The following is a 15,695-nucleotide window of genomic DNA, read 5'->3' as shown; positions in this document are numbered from 1 at the left end:
AACAGGTTAGCTAACCTTACTCAGCAGACTTTTTCTTTGCTCGTTTCGCTTTGGTTGCGGCGGCGATTTTACGCGTTTTTTCCGCGTTCTTTTTCGCTTTATCGCGATTCTTTTTCGGCTTGGCTTTTGGCTTATCCGATTTCGCGTTGCGGTCGCCTTCTTTGCGGAATGCGGCATCCGGCTCAAAGTTTGCTGGCGCTTTGCTGGCGCTGCGACGACGTCGAGCTGGCTTAGCCTCACGCGAATCCGGTTTCTTCGCACGGTCGCGCGCGGTTTTCCCTTCACCACGAACCTTGCGCGTGCTGGAAATCAACGCAAAATCAATGTTGCGCTCATCCATATGCACCGCCTCAACGCGGATTTCGACTTCATCGCCTAGGCGATAAACTTGCCCGCGTGATTCACCGATCAGCCGCTGACCGATATTATCGTAACGGTAGTAGTCATTATCCAGCGTAGAAACGTGCACCAGACCATCAATAAACAGATCTTTCAGGCGTACGAAGAAGCCAAAACCGGTCACGCTGGAGATGATTCCCGTAAAGACTTCACCCACGTGATCCTGCATAAAGTCGCACTTCAGCCAGTCCGCAACGTCGCGCGTGGCTTCATCCGCCCGGCGCTCCGTCATCGAACAGTGCATACCCAGCTGTAGCATCTCGTTAATATCGCTGTGCCAGCCACCCGTCGGTGTCCAACGCTCATGGCGATTGCTCAGCAGATATTTAATCGCGCGGTGCAGCGACAGGTCAGGATAACGACGAATCGGCGACGTAAAGTGGCCGTAAGACGTCAATGCCAACCCGAAGTGCCCCCGGTTTTCCGGGTCATAAATCGCCTGTTTCATGGAACGCAGCAGCATGGTTTGCAGCATTTCCCGATCGGGGCGATCCGCCACCTCATTCATCAATTCCGCGTAGTCTTTCGGCTGTGGTTTCATTCCACCTTTCAGCGTCAGACCCAGCTCGCCCAACACGCTGCGCAGAGCTAATACATGATCTTCACTCGGCTGATCGTGTACACGGAACAGCGCTGGCTCTTCGTTTTTCTCCACAAATTTCGCGGCGGAGATATTCGCCAGAATCATGCACTCTTCGATCAGCTTATGGGCATCATTACGCACCACGGCTTCCACACGATCGATACGGCGCTCAGCGTTGAAAATGAACTTCGCTTCTTCAGTTTCAAACGCGATACCGCCCCGCACTTCACGCGCGTGCTCAAGCACCTTATACATGTGGTGCAGCTCTTCCAGCCCACCCACCAGCGGTTTGTAATGCTCACGCAGCTCAGCGTCGCCTTGCAGAATATTCCACACTTTGGTGTAGGTCAGACGCGCGTGTGAACTCATCACCGCTTCATAGAATTTGTAGGACGACAGCTTGCCCTGTGCCGATACCGTCATTTCACAGACCATACACAGACGGTCAACCTGCGGGTTAAGCGAACATAGTCCGTTCGACAGCACTTCCGGCAGCATTGGGACCACCTGCGACGGGAAGTACACCGAGGTGCCACGCGCCCTCGCTTCATGGTCGAGCGGCGTATTCGGCCGCACATAATAGCTTACGTCCGCGATGGCAACCCACAGCCGCCAGCCGCCGCCGCGTTTCTTCTCGCAGTACACGGCGTCATCAAAATCACGGGCATCTTCGCCGTCAATCGTTACCAGCGGCAGCTTACGCAGATCCACACGACCTTTTTTCGCCGCTTCCGGCACTTCCTCGGCAAGATCTTTCACCTGCTCTTCCACTTTCGGTGGCCAGGTGTGCGGAATATCGTGGGTACGCAGGGCGATATCCACCGCCAGCCCGGTTCCCATGTTATCACCGAGGATCTCGACGATCTTACCGACCGCCTTCGTGCGGCGCGTGGCGCGTTGCGTCAGTTCAACCACCACCACAAAGCCCATGCGGGCGCCGTTAATTTCTTCTTTCGGGATCAGAATATCAAAGCTCAGACGACTGTCATCCGGCACTACGAACCCGACACCGGCATCGACAAAATAGCGGCCGACAATTTGTCCGGTACGCGGTTCCAGCACGCGCACGATGCGCCCTTCACGACGGCCTTTACGATCCGCGCCCAGCGGCTGTGCCAGCACGACATCGCCGTGAATCGCCCGTTTCATCTCTTCAGCCGACAGATAAAGATCGTCTTTGCGGCCTTCCACACGCAGGAAGCCAAAGCCATCGCGGTGACCAATAACCGTCCCACGCAGCAGATCGAGTTTTTCCGGCAACGCATAACACTGGCGGCGGGTAAAAATAAGCTGACCGTCACGCTCCATCGCACGCAGGCGGCGGCGCAGTGCTTCGAGAGGTTCTTCTCCGGTTAATTGCAGGTCGGCGGCTAATTCTTCCCGGCTAATCGGGGTATCGCGCTTGGCGATGTGCGCCAAAATATATTCACGACTGGGGATGGGGGATTCGTATTTTTCTGCTTCTCGTTCCAGGAATGGATCTTGTGACATTGCGGTTCCTCCGTTGTCATCAGCAGGAGGCTGAACAAAACTCATTCAACCAACAATAATTTATAAAGCGGTGGGTTTTCTTTGACCATATCAGCCAGCGTGTATTGATCCAGCTCTTGCAGGAAATTTTGTACCGCCTGTTGAAGCACCTGCTTCAAACGGCAGGCTGGCGTGATGTGGCAAAACTCGTGGCTACAGTTAACCAGCGTAAGCGGTTCTAGTTCGCGCACAACATCGCCAATTCGAATGGTTTCTGCTGGTTTCCCAAGACGGATACCGCCATTTTTGCCGCGCACGGCCATCACCAACCCAGCACGACTAAGTTGATTGATAATTTTGACCATATGATTACGAGACACGCCATACACTTCCGTTACCTCAGAAATGCTGGTCATTTTCCCGCCCGGAAGCGATGCCATATAAATCAGCGCCCGCAAGCCATAATCCGTAAAACTTGTTAACTGCACATAAACCTCGGATACCTCTGGGTATCATTAATGGGCATATTAAGTACGCCCCTGAAAAACCAATGCTATTGACAGATAATAAACCAGGCGTAAACGCTACGGCTAATTATTTATACCCTTATGTGTCAAGAGAAACCCACGTTGAAAGAAACCGCCTGGCTACGCTCTTCCCCCACATCCTCTTTCTTACGCCAGCCATATCTTTTTAATTTTATCTCACCGCAACACAGATAACGTATTCTCTTCTGTTGGACACACCATATCCATTGATGACTGGGCTATCCCCCACGAAAGGCGGCGTAAGGAAAAGGACACCATGAGGTTGAAAAATATTTCTATTCGTACCGGCTTATTAACACTATTGCTGTTAACCACCCTGTTGCTGCTTATCGTTAGCGGCATGGGCGTGGTTGCCATTAAGAAAGACAGGGAAACGCTGACGGCACAAAACCAGATTCAGGGTATTGAGTTGGGCAACCTGATGAGCGGCTATAACCAAACGCTCAGCGCACGCGCATCGGCAACGCTCGCCGTCAGGAAAATCGAAATCGGCCTGCTGGACGATGGAGCGAAGGAAACCGGGGTTGTAGAGAAGCACCTCAACCAGTCGCAGGAAGACATTGACCGCGTGATCAAATCAGCCAATGCCGATCCGAAGCAGCAGGCGCTGGCGCAGGAGGTGCTGAAAACCTATCAGGCCTATTTTCAGCAGGGCATGACACCGATGCTGAGCGCGCTGCAAAAACAGTATACCGACGAATATTATGACGTACTGGAAAAACAGCTCGGCCCGCTGAGTGAAGCCTTTGATTTATCAATTCAAAACTTTCGTCAGTATGCCCAACAGCTGTCCGAACAGGGTCTGGCACAGTCCGAACGTAATGAGAACATGATGCTGCTGCTCATTGCCATTGCCTGCCTGCTGTCTGTCACGCTGGTTGCATTAGCCTGGATCGCACTGCGGCACATGCTGCTCAAACCGCTGGATTATGCCATTGAGCAATTGGAGCAGGTCGCCGCGGGTAACCTGACCCGCCGCCTGATTCAAGGTGGAGACAACGAACTGGGTAGACTCAACGATGCTATTGGCCGCATGCAGGGTGCGCTGCTGGAATCGGTAAGCCAGGTGCGCGATGCCAGCACGCAAATCGATCTCGGCAGTCGCGAGCTCTTTGAAGAAAACACCCAGCTTGCCCAGCGCACTGAAGAATCCGTTGCCGCACTGGAACAGACGGCAGCAAGCATGGAGCAACTGAGTGCCACGGTGAAACTGAATGCCGACCACGCCGAACTTGCGCATCAACTCGCCAATAACGTCTCGAACACCAGCAGCCGCAGCAACGAGTCCGTCTGTTACGTCATCGAGAAAATGCAGGAGATCGCCGTCAGCGCCAAGCGTATCAATGACATCCTCAGCGTCATTGACGGGATCGCGTTCCAGACCAACATACTGGCGCTGAATGCCTCCGTTGAATCCGCTCGCGCAGGCGAACAAGGCAGAGGCTTTGCCGTCGTCGCCGGAGAGGTACGCAATCTGGCGCAGCATAGCTCGCAGGCCGCAAAAGAGATCCGTTCGTTGATCCTGGATTCCCAGACGCGCGTGTCCGAAGGGCTTGAGTTGGCTTCTAAAGCGGGTGAAACCATGGATGAAGTGACCGACGAAATCATCCGTATTACGCAACTGATGCGAGATATCTCCACCGCCACACAAGAGCAACATCGAGGTATCGAACAGGTTAACGTCGCTTTCACACAAATCGACAAGGTCGCTCAGCATAACGCGCAGCTCGTTAAAGCGTCATCCGCCACTACGCAATCACTGGAGCAACAATCTCAGCAGCTCATGCGCTCTATGGCGCTGTTTCAGGTAGAACCTCGTCTTTCCTAATCGCTGGTATATTACACCGCCTGTGGTCAGCCCCATCGCCGACCACAGGTATTCCCCCACAGAGAGTCCCCTGTTTATTCCTTCCCTCTTTAAAAAAACCAATAAACAACGGAACAGGCAGGAACCCATTTCCGTCTTAACACACTTATTTCATAGGTATACTTCCGGATAATTTGAGTATTATTTTTTTAACGCTATTCTCTGTTTTTACATATAGGCGTATAAATAAGGTTTCAGCGTAAAACCGATCAACACAACTTCCTCAACGCATTGAATAAAAAGACAATGAGCGATATTTGTTATTGGTAGCATTCGCCATACGTTTTCTGCCATTAATTATATCAATACAAAACGATTATTAATTAAATTAATAGCACGCTATTTTATTAATTCGTTCCATTGATTTTCGCGTACAAAAAAAGGGACACCAATCGCCCGATAACACGCCAGATGGCACCATGATAACGTGGATGCTTCTGATAATAGCGAATCAAGGATAAAGACAGAAAGAATATAGGCAGAGATAAACATGAATAATCAGTCAGTTGATTTGATTACCAGGTTTGACAGTGAAGCCAAACTACACGCACTTGATTCCATTTATGCCATCGCCGAATTCGATCTGGCAGGGAAACTGGTTGAGGCCAATCCTCTTTTTTGCAAAATGCTAGGCTATAAAAAAGAAGATATTATTCAGAAAAATCACACGTTTTTTCTGCCAGAAGCACAACGTAAAAAACACGATCATTTTTGGCACGATGTGGTTAAAGGAAATATCAACGCAGGGGAATTCCAGCGAAAAACCCAAAAAGGAGAAATTATTTGGCTCCATGCGGCTTATACGCCAATTATCGATGACAAAGGCCGACATATCGGCATCATAAAACTGGCAACGGATATTACGCAGGAAAAACTTCTCGTGTCAGAACATCGTGCACGGTTAGATGCGATTGAGAACGCGCAAGGCGTCATTGAGTTTGATAAAGATGGCTATATCACTCATATCAATAAACATTATCTGGTGCTGACAGGCTATGAGGAAAAAGACCTACTCGGTCAGCACCATCGTCTACTCTGCAACCCTGTTGATACTGAACAAACAGAGTATCAAACATTTTGGGAAACCTTACACCGCGGCCACCCCATCAGCGGACGGTTCCATCGACTGGGCAAAGGCAGCCATTCATACTGGATACAAGCGACCTACAGTCCGATCATGGATAGCGACGGCAATGTGCGAAAAATCATTAAATATGCCCACAACATCACGCAAAACGTCGAAACCGAAAAGAAAGCCCATCAGCAAGGCATCATTCTCGATATCCTATTGTCAGTCCACGACAGCTTTCTCCTCGACCATAATCTGCTTTCCGCCTGCGACAAAGTCTTTGAGCGACTGCTTAATGTCACCAACAGCACCTTTGGCTTCATTGCCACGTTGCAGGAAGACGAAGACGGCCAGTCGCTATACCTTCCCGCGATATCCAACCTTACCTGGGATGAAGAAACCCTGAACTGGTACAGAAACCAGCGCAGAACCCACGGCGGCCTGAGGATCCGTAAACTGGATAATCTGTTTGGTCACGTGGTGACCCACAATACGGTGGTGTGCACCAATAACCTGCTGAGGCAAAAGGCAGGGCGGGATCTCCCGCCCATCCACCCCGCATTGTATTCCCTGCTTGGTATTCCTATCACCCACAACGGCAAAGCGCTTGGCATGATCGCGCTGGCCAACCGCCGGGAAGGTTACGATCAAACGATGATCGAGCTGCTGGCTCCGCTGGTGAAGACGCTTGGCATCATCATTCACGCGCGTTCACTGGAAGATGAGCGCACACAGATAGAAGCCTCACTGCGCTTTAGCGCGGGGCATGATTTTCTTACTGGCCTGCCGAATCGCAGCAGCTTCTTCGAACAGGCCAATGCCTTTTTTCTCCACAATCAGTAAAACCAGCAGACGGATAAAAGCTGTCTGGCCATTATTGATATCGATTTATTCAAAAACATTAACGATCAATATGGTCATCTGGCTGGCGATGCCGTCCTCAAAGAGCTGGCGGTGCTCATGCGCATGTCGCTGCGCCAGGAAGATCTGGTCGCCCGCCTCGGCGGTGAGGAGTTCATCATCCTGTTAAAAGATATCTCTTACCAAACGGCGATGATGACCATTGAGCGTATTCGTAAAGCGATTGAGCAGCACACGCTGGAATACGATCGCCAGACTCTGCATTTCACGATCAGCGCAGGCATTGCCGCTTACCGTTCCGATCTTGCTTCCGTTGAGGACTGGATTCAGTTAGCCGATGCAAACCTCTATGCGGCTAAACGGCAAGGGCGCAATTGTGTGAAATAAGCCCATCCCGACAGCGCTGCTGGTAGCTTTGCTCGAACGTTTGCATGCCCGCAGCCGTTCCCGTTTGAATCAGGCCGGGAAGCTGATGCATTTTCCCTTCCCGAATCAGGTTGCTGACTGCCGCTGTCGCCGTCAGCACTTCATAAAGCGCAATGCGACCGCCGAGTGCAGAAGGCAACAACCTTTGCGTCACCACGGCCTGCAAACAGGTGGCTAGCTGACTGCGAACATAGGCTTTCTCTTCACCGGGAAAGACATCAATCAGACGATCGACCGCCTGCGATGCACTGCGCGTATGCAGTGTGGATAGCACGAGATGACCGGTTTCCGCCGCCGTCAGCGCCAGCCGAATCGTCTCCGTATCGCGCAATTCTCCCAGCAGAATCACATCGGGATCTTCCCGCAAGGTAGCCCGTAGCGCCTGTGCAAAAGACGCGCTGTGCGCACCGATCTCACGCTGTTGAATCAGGCAGCGTCGGCTGGCATGGATAAACTCGATCGGATCCTCCAGCGTAATCACATGGCGATCGCTGCTGTCGTTTAACGCCCCGAGCATTGCCGCCAGCGTCGTGGATTTACCGCTCCCCGTCGCTCCGGTAATCAGGATCAGCCCGTTCGGTTTCTCCAGCAGCGTCGACAGAACGGGTGGCGCGTGTAGCCCGTCCAATGACGGCTGAACGGACGGGATAATACGCAGCGCCGCGGACAGCCCTTCTCGCTGACGAAACACATTTACCCGCAGACGCTGCCCATCAGGCAGCATTAACGCGCCGTCTATCTGACCAAACTGCCGCAGTTGTTCTCTCTGAGCGGGTTCAAGCCAGGCATCGCACCATTGTGCCACCTGCCCTGACGTTAAACGTGGTAAGGTATTTTCAGGCTGTAGCCGCCCATCGACACGTAACACTGGCGGGTGGCCGCTACAAAGGTGCAGATCTGAGGCATTATGTTTTACACTACGCGCTATCCACTCATCCAATTCCATAGATTAACCTCCTGAATAACCATGACGACAATCCAGCAGAATCTACAGGACATCCGGCAACAAATCGCCACCGCCGCTGCGCATTGCGCGCGGGCACCAGAAGACATTACGCTACTTGCAGTCAGTAAAACCAAACCTGTGAGCGCGATCGAAGAAGCCATCGCGGCAGGGCAACAGGCGTTTGGCGAGAACTATGTTCAGGAAGGCGTGGAGAAGATTCATTATTTCCAGGAAAACCACCCGAATACACCGCTGGAATGGCACTTTATCGGCCCGTTACAGTCAAACAAAAGTCGGCTGGTAGCCGAGAATTTTGACTGGTTTCATACCGTAGATCGTTTGCGCATCGCGCAACGTCTGAGCGAACAACGTCCGGCCACGCTGCCGCCGTTAAACGTTCTGTTGCAGATTAATATCAGCGGCGAACCGAGCAAATCCGGCATTATGGTCGATGAACTGGCGGAACTCGCCGCCAGCGTCGCCGCGCTGCCCAACCTGCGCCTGCGTGGCCTGATGGCGATCCCGGCACCGGAAACAGATTATGAACAGCAGTTGGTCGTTTTCAAACAAATGGCAGCACTGTTCCAAACGTTGTCCGCAACTTATCCGCATATTGATACACTCTCTATGGGGATGACGGACGACATGCGCGCGGCGATTACCGCTGGCAGCACACTGGTGCGTATTGGCACGGCAATCTTTGGCGCGCGGGACTATGCAGCAAAAAGCGTATAACCAAACCATCAGCCAAAAGCGCATAAACCGCAGAGGCACGCCCTGAACGGCACGTCATCTTTGACAAACAGGTGAGCAACGAGGATGCAGATGCAGCAACGTAAAATAGCGTTTATTGGTGCCGGAAACATGGCGCAGGCCATTATCGCCGGATTAGTCAACGGCGGTTACCCCGCTCAACACATCAGCGTCTGCGCGCCTTCGGGTAAGAACCGCGATGCGCTGGCGGCACAATACGGCGTGATCAGCAGTGCAGACAATGTCCGCTGCGCTCAGGAAGCGGATGTCATTGTGCTGGCCGTCAAACCGCAGATGATGGCAACAGTTTGCGAACCGCTGCATGAGCAAGTCAACTTCTCCGGTAAACTGGTACTCTCGATTGCGGCAGGCATCAGTATCGCGCGTTTTCAGGCACTGCTGGGAGAACCGCTGAATATCGTACGGATTATGCCAAATACACCGTCTCTGGTCGGAAAAGGCATGAGTGGGATGTACGCCCCCGCCTCCGTCAGTCAGGCTGATAAAGACTTCACCGCACAGCTGATGCAGAGCGTCGGTAAAATTTGCTGGGTGGATAGCGAATCAGGCATTAACGGCGTGATCGCCGCCGCGGGCAGCGCACCGGCCTATTTCTTCCTGTTTATGGAAGCCATGCAGCAGGAAGCCATCCGTCAGGGGTTCAGCCAGGAAACGGCTCGCCTGCTGGTGCAGCAGGCCGCGTCGGGCGCCGCCGCGTTGGTTGAAGCCAACCCCGATACGGCGCTGTCAACGCTGCGGGAGAATGTCACCTCCAAGGGCGGCACCACGGCAGAAGCCCTGCGGGTATTTAACGAACAGCAGTTGACGCAAACTGTGGCTGAGGCCATGCAGGCGGCGATTGCTCGCGCACAGGAAATGGAAACGCTTTTTTAACCAAAGCGGATTCCCCGATTCTTTATCTTACAAGGAAAAGACGTACTTATGCTCACCCTGACTTTTCTGGTCAAAACGCTGGTCGACCTCTATGTAATGGTCCTGCTGCTACGCATCTGGATGCAGTGGTCACGCAGCGATTTCTATAACCCGCTGTCGCAGTTTGTCGTCAAAATCACCCAGCCGATTGTCGGGCCGCTGCGCCGCATTTTGCCGTCATTAGGGCCGATTGACAGCGCCTCGCTGCTGCTGGCTTTTATTCTCACGACGATCAAATACCCGTTACTGCTGCTGATTCAGGTTGGCGCGATTTCCCTCAGCCCAATGAACCTGCTGGTCGGGCTCATTTCGCTGATTAAATCCGCCGGCTATCTGGTCTTCTGGGTCATCATCATCCGTTCCATCATGAGCTGGGTCAGTCAAGGTCGTAGCCCTATTGAGTATCTGCTGCATCAGTTGACCGAACCGCTAATGGCACCGCTCCGTCGCATTATTCCGGTCATGGGCGGCATTGATTTCTCTGCCATGGCCGTCATTCTGATTCTGTATATGCTCAACTATCTGGGCATGGACCTGTTCCCGGGGCTGTGGTTCCTGCTGTGAGTGCGATTACCCGCCACGGCGATGCGCTGGTGATTCGACTGTATATTCAGCCGAAAGCCAGCCGGGATCAGATCGTGGGTTTGCATGGCGACGAACTGAAAGTCGCCATTACCGCACCACCTGTTGATGGGCAGGCCAATGCCCATCTGACCAAATTTCTCGCCAAACAATTTCGGGTCGCCAAGAGTCTGGTCGTGATTGAAAAAGGCGAACTCGGGCGGCATAAACAGATTAGAATTACCCATCCGCAACATATCCCGGCTGACGTCGCGGACTTCATTGAATAAACACGCAGGACAAGACGATGCAAAAAGTGGTTTTGGCTACCGGAAACCCCGGTAAAGTGCGCGAGCTCGCCAGCTTGCTGGCCGATTTCGGTCTGGATATTGTGGCGCAGACCGAACTGGGCGTGGATTCCGCCGAAGAAACCGGCCTGACCTTCATCGAAAACGCCATCCTGAAAGCACGTCATGCGGCGCAAATCACAGGGCTACCGGCGATTGCCGATGATTCTGGTCTGGCTGTCGATGCACTGGGCGGCGCGCCGGGCATTTACTCGGCACGCTACGCGGGCGCAGATGCCAGCGACCAGCAAAATCTGGATAAGCTGCTGCTGACATTAAAAGAGGTACCGGATGAACAACGCCGTGCCAGCTTCCACTGCGTGCTGGTATATCTGCGCCACGCGGAAGACCCGACGCCAATTGTCTGCCACGGTAGCTGGCAGGGTGTGCTGACGCATGAAGCGGCAGGCAGCGGCGGCTTCGGCTATGACCCGATCTTCTTCGTGCCTGAACTGGGTAAAACGGCGGCAGAACTGACGCGTGAAGAGAAGAACGCGCAGTCTCACCGCGGTCAGGCGCTGCGCCTGCTGCTGGATGCGCTACGCAATGCTTAAGCTTCCCCCGCTCAGCCTGTACATCCATATTCCGTGGTGCGTACAGAAATGTCCGTACTGCGATTTCAACTCTCACGCGCTGAAAGGCGACGTGCCGCATCAGGAATATGTCGATCACCTGCTGGCGGATCTGGATGCCGATTTGCCGCTGGCGAGCGGTCGTGCACTGCACTCGATCTTCATTGGCGGCGGCACACCCAGCCTGCTGAGCGCGGAAGCGATGCAGGCGCTGCTCGACGGCGTTCGGGCAAGAATTCCGCTAACACCGGATGCCGAAATTACGATGGAAGCCAATCCCGGCACGGTTGAAGCCGATCGTTTCAGCGGCTATCAGCGCGCAGGCATTAACCGCATCTCCATCGGCGTGCAGAGTTTCGATCCGCAAAAGCTGACGCGCTTAGGGCGTATTCACGGCCCGGACGAAGCCAAGCGCGCAGCGCACCTGGCGACCGGTCTGGGATTACGCAGCTTTAATCTGGACCTGATGCACGGCTTACCGGATCAATCGCTGGACGAAGCGCTGGACGACCTGCGTCAGGCCATCGCGCTCAATCCGCCGCATTTATCGTGGTATCAGCTCACCATCGAGCCCAATACACTGTTTAGTTCGCGCCCGCCGACGCTACCGGACGACGACGCGCTGTGGGACATCTACGAGCAGGGCCACGCGCTACTCAGCGCCGCGGGTTACCAGCAATATGAAACCTCTGCCTATGCCAAACCGGGCTATCAGTGCCAGCACAACCTGAACTACTGGCGCTTCGGTGACTATTTAGGGATTGGCTGCGGGGCGCACGGCAAGCTGACCTTCAGCGACGGCCGCATTCTGCGCACGGTCAAAGTCCGCCATCCGCGCGGCTATATGCAAGGCACATATCTGGATAAACAGCACGACGTTGCTAACGACGATCGGCCTTTTGAGTTCTTCATGAACCGCTTCCGCCTACTGGAAGCCGCTCCACGAGCGGATTTCACGGCGTACACCGGTCTGGAAGAACACTGCATCCGCACGCAGTTGGATCAGGCACTGGCGCAAGGCTATCTGACGGAAACCGCCACGCACTGGCAAATCACCGAACACGGTAAACTGTTTCTGAACTCCCTGCTGGAGCTGTTTCTGGCGGAAGAAGAGTAATCATTCCGTGGGCAGGTTTTCTCTGGTAAACCTGCCCACCGCTTCCCACCCTATCTCTCCTTTTGCAAGGCTTACAGCGCTTATGTCGAGCCGCCTCCCTTTTCCACCAAACGCCGCTTGTCCGCAGCATGAAAATCCTTTTTCCTTGTGCTGGACGACGATGTCATCGTTAAGTACGCTACAGGCTTCTGATAAGAACAAATCTTACATCTGAGTACCGGAGGCATGATGGCCAGAACCATGACAATTGACCTTGGAGATGAACTTCGCCATTACGTGGAATCGCTGGTGGAATCCGGTGATTACCGCACGCAGAGTGAAGTCATTCGGGAAGCGCTGAGAATGCTACGGGAAAAGCAGGCGGAGTCAGACCTGCAAACGCTGCGTCAGTTAATCGCTGAAGGGATAAACAGCGGAGAACCACAGGAGTGGAATAAAGATGAATTCTTGCAAAAAATCAGAAACAGGACGCGAACAGCCACCCGATAAAATCAAGCTAACACCGCTGGCGCAACACGACCTAGAGACTATTTACCTCTACGGCTTGCTGCATTTTAATCAGGAAAGGGCTGAAGCCTATCTGGAAACCATCGAGCACGCGTTTACCGCTATCAGGCATAACAAGATAGGGATCGAACGCAAAGAGCTTGGGCCAGGTTTTTACTCATTTCCCGTCACCAGACATACGTTATTTTTTCTGTACGAAACAGACAGCGTCATTGTTGTTCGAATCCTTCATCAGTCGCAGGACATTGTGCGACATCTTAAGTGGCTATGAGCTCTTTTCAGCGACCATAATTTGTATTCGCTCAGAATTGAACTGACGGTTTTCACGGACAGGACGCAATCATATCTGACAGGCTGTAATGAGCGAGGGGCGGACTTACAGGTCTTCATGCCCGCTAGTTATTGGTAACATACTAATGGGAAGCAAATTACACCTTTATATTTACGGCTATGATGGAAGGTCGAGAGCCAAGAAATGATTTCTTATAACTTTATTTTCTTTTCTACGAGATTTATTTTTTACCAAATCTATAACTGCTTCAACACTTGGTTGCACTCCTCCAGAAAGCATACCAGTAAACAATGTCATAAAGAGCGTTGTTTTCAAATCCCCAGTTACCATTCCTGATAACGCCCCAGAGACGGCACCAATACTTATATCCCTCCCTGTATTCATCAATGAATAATTAGAGAACGCCTTGCTTAATTTACTATTCATTCTTTTTTCTAACTTAAGAAATTCATTCTGGGATCCGATTAAAAACTCACTTTCCAAATTAGTATAATTATACGAATCGTCGTATAATCGCTTAAATGTTGAGTTTAAAAAACCTCTCCATTCGGAAAACAACTCCTCTTGTTTCCTCATATAACAAATATCCTCAATTGAAATACGCTCTAAGTTTAATAAAGAAACACTACCAATAACACTAACTCCAAAAGGCGCTATAATTTCATCACTAGTAAACTTTTCCTGCCTAATTTTCATTATTTCCTTAAGGACGCTAACATACTCAAGCCCCGGATAAAATGAATCAATGTTATTGTCAAAAATTTGTTTCCTAAATTGCTCCCGAAAAACAAACCCTACAAGTTGAGGTAAGTTATTTATTTTAAAAATCAATCCCTTACTTATCTCTTTTAATAAATCATCATCTGGGTAAGGTACTTCATTTTCACAATATCGTGATTCTGATACTGGGAAAATAATCTCAGATTTTATTAAATCGGAGATTTCACTGTACTCTAGAAGCAAAGAATTTATTACTGGTAGTCTCGCCAATGCATACGGACTATTAGTACAACCTGGTCTAAAATAATCTAAAAGATAGACCAACGGATCTTCTATTACCAAACCATGACAATATAGTAAATATTTTTTTAGCTCTCCTGTGAACACCCCTTCGTACTGTGAGAAATCATGGATTCGGCTAACATAGTTGAAACCTAGGTTGTCTGTTATTTTAAGTCTTGGCGATATAGATGGCCTCAGATCAGTTTCCTTTTTTATAGGCAGTTTGTATTCCTTATTAAAATCATTAAGCGCTTCGCTAAGACTTTCTAATTCTGTAAATCCTAGCGGATTTTTAATTAACTCTTTTTTTAATAATGGTCTGCCAATGGTGTTTTCAATTACGTCTACAAAATTAGTTGAACGTTTAATTGTCATCAACACTCCCTACCTAAATGATTATGAAAATTTTATCGTTGCTTTTTCAGCATCTAAAAATTTTCAAAATTTTTTTGCATGTAAAACGAACCTGTAGATAAAAATCACGTGTTCAACATTACAAACCTTAAATTTTGCGATCTTTGACACGCCCTCTTTTGGCACAGAGCCCGCCAGTCAGATTAAGTTTAGCTCTTTGCAGCAATAGTGCCAGCCCAGGCCTGAGCCACTACACATAAGCAGCAACATAATCTCAAACAATATCAGCCGGTTCACGCTAAACGAGGATTGAATTCTTACCTGCGGTTATGCCACAGTAGAAATCTATCGCATTCTGTTTATTGCCCTGTTTATCAACAACCTGCTGGTAACGATGATGAAACGTATAACAACGATCGTAGTGGCGCTGCTGGTCACGGCAGCATTGAGCGGCTGTAACACCACGCGCGGCTTTGGCCAAGATGTGCAAAAACTCGGTAGCACCATTTCCCACGCCGCTAGCTAACTCACCGTCAAACAACAAAAAACCGGCTATACGTTAGACGTTAGCCGGTTTTTTTACGCAGTAGCATCTATTCCTTCCGATGCACACTCAATACTCTTCAGAACGCCGACAGCATATCAATATGCGGAATGCCGTCTTCGTCGTATTCTTCGCCGGTCGCCACAAAACCAAATGCGCCGTAGAACGCTTGCAGATGAGCCTGTGCGGACAGGAAAAGGTGTTTTTGCGGCCAGTGGCGTGCGCAGGCAATCAGCGCGTGTTCCATCAGTTGATGCCCCAGATGTTGCCCGCGGGCGTGCGGTGCGACAATCACACGCCCGATCGTCACCACATCATTGTTCGGATGAGGCGCGAGCAGGCGGGCATAGGCGGCCAGCTTGCCATCACGATAGGCCGCAATATGGCGATTGCCTTCCACCAAATCGCGGCCATCGATATCCAGGTAAGGGCACGTTTGCTCAACCACGAAGACCTGACTGCGCAGCGACAATATGTCATGCAGCGAATACACATTAAGATCTGCCACATCCCAGTCATGCCATATCAGACTCATTGCTACCCT

Annotated in this window: 17 protein-coding genes; 12 read left to right on the top strand and 5 right to left on the bottom strand. The window is 51.3% G+C overall.

Going from position 1 to position 15,695, the window contains the following annotated elements; translation table 11 throughout:
- Nucleotides 1-16: 16 nt before the first annotated feature.
- Nucleotides 17-2,473, bottom strand: coding sequence for a ribonuclease R (gene rnr / locus AB8809_RS04285; protein ID WP_015841586.1), 2,457 nt, complete (start codon nt 2,471-2,473; stop codon nt 17-19).
- A gap of 41 nt (nt 2,474-2,514) precedes the next feature.
- Nucleotides 2,515-2,940 (bottom strand): nitric oxide-sensing transcriptional repressor NsrR, encoded by a 426-nt coding sequence (gene nsrR / locus AB8809_RS04280; RefSeq protein ID WP_015841587.1) that lies wholly within the window; start codon nt 2,938-2,940, stop codon nt 2,515-2,517.
- A 316-nt stretch (nt 2,941-3,256) separates the two neighbouring features.
- Here nsrR and AB8809_RS04275 point away from each other — a divergent pair, with 316 nt between their 5' ends.
- From AB8809_RS04275 to AB8809_RS04265, 3 genes are all read left to right on the top strand, one after another.
- On the top strand, nt 3,257-4,828 hold the full coding sequence (locus tag AB8809_RS04275; protein WP_181848552.1) for a methyl-accepting chemotaxis protein: 1,572 nt from the start codon (nt 3,257-3,259) through the stop codon (nt 4,826-4,828).
- 529 nt (nt 4,829-5,357) lie between these two features.
- Complete coding sequence (locus AB8809_RS04270) at nt 5,358-6,779, top strand: PAS domain S-box protein (RefSeq protein WP_349854491.1); 1,422 nt, start codon at nt 5,358-5,360, stop codon at nt 6,777-6,779.
- A 24-nt stretch (nt 6,780-6,803) separates the two neighbouring features.
- Nucleotides 6,804-7,184, top strand: a complete 381-nt coding sequence (locus AB8809_RS04265) for a GGDEF domain-containing protein (protein WP_369987562.1) — start codon at nt 6,804-6,806, stop codon at nt 7,182-7,184.
- On the opposite strand, the gene AB8809_RS04260 is transcribed toward AB8809_RS04265, so the two are convergent.
- A complete protein-coding gene (locus AB8809_RS04260) occupies nt 7,153-8,169 on the bottom strand; it encodes a type IV pilus twitching motility protein PilT (protein WP_349854492.1) in 1,017 nt (338 codons plus the stop codon). The genes AB8809_RS04265 and AB8809_RS04260 overlap by 32 nt on opposite strands.
- Nucleotides 8,170-8,190: 21 nt before the next feature.
- Here AB8809_RS04260 and AB8809_RS04255 point away from each other — a divergent pair, with 21 nt between their 5' ends.
- The 8 genes from AB8809_RS04255 to AB8809_RS04220 all read left to right on the top strand — a co-directional run bounded on the left by AB8809_RS04255 (nt 8,191) and on the right by AB8809_RS04220 (nt 13,230).
- Nucleotides 8,191-8,904, top strand: coding sequence for a YggS family pyridoxal phosphate-dependent enzyme (locus AB8809_RS04255; protein WP_349854493.1), 714 nt, complete (start codon nt 8,191-8,193; stop codon nt 8,902-8,904).
- 90 nt (nt 8,905-8,994) lie between these two features.
- Nucleotides 8,995-9,816, top strand: a complete 822-nt coding sequence (gene proC / locus AB8809_RS04250) for a pyrroline-5-carboxylate reductase (RefSeq protein ID WP_015841592.1) — start codon at nt 8,995-8,997, stop codon at nt 9,814-9,816.
- Nucleotides 9,817-9,864: 48 nt separating this feature from the next.
- Nucleotides 9,865-10,419, top strand: coding sequence for a YggT family protein (locus tag AB8809_RS04245; protein WP_010295003.1), 555 nt, complete (start codon nt 9,865-9,867; stop codon nt 10,417-10,419).
- Complete coding sequence (yggU, locus tag AB8809_RS04240; RefSeq protein ID WP_010279110.1) at nt 10,416-10,706, top strand: DUF167 family protein YggU; 291 nt, start codon at nt 10,416-10,418, stop codon at nt 10,704-10,706. Before AB8809_RS04245 ends, yggU begins: the two co-directional genes overlap by 4 nt.
- A gap of 17 nt (nt 10,707-10,723) precedes the next feature.
- On the top strand, nt 10,724-11,317 hold the full coding sequence (locus AB8809_RS04235; protein ID WP_349854494.1) for an XTP/dITP diphosphatase: 594 nt from the start codon (nt 10,724-10,726) through the stop codon (nt 11,315-11,317).
- Entirely contained in the window at nt 11,310-12,452 is a 1,143-nt protein-coding gene (gene hemW / locus AB8809_RS04230) for a radical SAM family heme chaperone HemW (RefSeq protein WP_349854496.1), read from the top strand. Before AB8809_RS04235 ends, hemW begins: the two co-directional genes overlap by 8 nt.
- A gap of 228 nt (nt 12,453-12,680) precedes the next feature.
- Entirely contained in the window at nt 12,681-12,941 is a 261-nt protein-coding gene (locus tag AB8809_RS04225) for a type II toxin-antitoxin system ParD family antitoxin (RefSeq protein WP_015841595.1), read from the top strand.
- Complete coding sequence (locus tag AB8809_RS04220) at nt 12,892-13,230, top strand: type II toxin-antitoxin system RelE/ParE family toxin (protein WP_349854498.1); 339 nt, start codon at nt 12,892-12,894, stop codon at nt 13,228-13,230. Before AB8809_RS04225 ends, AB8809_RS04220 begins: the two co-directional genes overlap by 50 nt.
- 177 nt (nt 13,231-13,407) lie before the next feature.
- Here the strand turns inward: AB8809_RS04220 and AB8809_RS04215 are convergent, their stop codons facing one another.
- A complete protein-coding gene (locus tag AB8809_RS04215; RefSeq protein WP_349854499.1) occupies nt 13,408-14,628 on the bottom strand; it encodes a hypothetical protein in 1,221 nt (406 codons plus the stop codon).
- Nucleotides 14,629-15,004: 376 nt separating this feature from the next.
- Between AB8809_RS04215 and AB8809_RS04210 the strand changes: the two genes are divergently transcribed.
- A complete protein-coding gene (locus AB8809_RS04210; protein WP_015841598.1) occupies nt 15,005-15,133 on the top strand; it encodes an entericidin A/B family lipoprotein in 129 nt (42 codons plus the stop codon).
- A 97-nt stretch (nt 15,134-15,230) separates the two neighbouring features.
- On the opposite strand, the gene AB8809_RS04205 is transcribed toward AB8809_RS04210, so the two are convergent.
- The gene (locus tag AB8809_RS04205) at nt 15,231-15,686 is read right to left on the bottom strand and encodes a GNAT family N-acetyltransferase (RefSeq protein WP_182100623.1); all 456 of its coding nucleotides are present in this window, start codon (nt 15,684-15,686) and stop codon (nt 15,231-15,233) included.
- Between the last annotated feature and the right edge of the window lie 9 nt (nt 15,687-15,695).

Origin of the sequence: Pectobacterium aroidearum (genome assembly GCF_041228105.1) — a bacterium.
Taxonomy (GTDB): domain Bacteria; phylum Pseudomonadota; class Gammaproteobacteria; order Enterobacterales; family Enterobacteriaceae; genus Pectobacterium; species Pectobacterium aroidearum.
Note: the sequence above shows the minus strand (reverse complement) of the source record. Positions and strands in the feature narration are given on the sequence as shown.

Coding starts and splice junctions, on each gene's coding strand:
- rnr (WP_015841586.1), bottom strand. CDS start 2,473: ATGTCACAAGATCCATTCCTGGAACGAGAAGCAGAAAAATACGAATCC.
- AB8809_RS04275 (WP_181848552.1), top strand. CDS start 3,257: ATGAGGTTGAAAAATATTTCTATTCGTACCGGCTTATTAACACTATTG.
- AB8809_RS04270 (WP_349854491.1), top strand. CDS start 5,358: ATGAATAATCAGTCAGTTGATTTGATTACCAGGTTTGACAGTGAAGCC.
- AB8809_RS04260 (WP_349854492.1), bottom strand. CDS start 8,169: ATGGAATTGGATGAGTGGATAGCGCGTAGTGTAAAACATAATGCCTCA.
- AB8809_RS04255 (WP_349854493.1), top strand. CDS start 8,191: ATGACGACAATCCAGCAGAATCTACAGGACATCCGGCAACAAATCGCC.
- proC (WP_015841592.1), top strand. CDS start 8,995: ATGCAGCAACGTAAAATAGCGTTTATTGGTGCCGGAAACATGGCGCAG.
- AB8809_RS04245 (WP_010295003.1), top strand. CDS start 9,865: ATGCTCACCCTGACTTTTCTGGTCAAAACGCTGGTCGACCTCTATGTA.
- AB8809_RS04235 (WP_349854494.1), top strand. CDS start 10,724: ATGCAAAAAGTGGTTTTGGCTACCGGAAACCCCGGTAAAGTGCGCGAG.
- hemW (WP_349854496.1), top strand. CDS start 11,310: ATGCTTAAGCTTCCCCCGCTCAGCCTGTACATCCATATTCCGTGGTGC.
- AB8809_RS04225 (WP_015841595.1), top strand. CDS start 12,681: ATGGCCAGAACCATGACAATTGACCTTGGAGATGAACTTCGCCATTAC.
- AB8809_RS04220 (WP_349854498.1), top strand. CDS start 12,892: ATGAATTCTTGCAAAAAATCAGAAACAGGACGCGAACAGCCACCCGAT.
- AB8809_RS04215 (WP_349854499.1), bottom strand. CDS start 14,628: ATGACAATTAAACGTTCAACTAATTTTGTAGACGTAATTGAAAACACC.
- AB8809_RS04210 (WP_015841598.1), top strand. CDS start 15,005: ATGAAACGTATAACAACGATCGTAGTGGCGCTGCTGGTCACGGCAGCA.
- AB8809_RS04205 (WP_182100623.1), bottom strand. CDS start 15,686: ATGAGTCTGATATGGCATGACTGGGATGTGGCAGATCTTAATGTGTAT.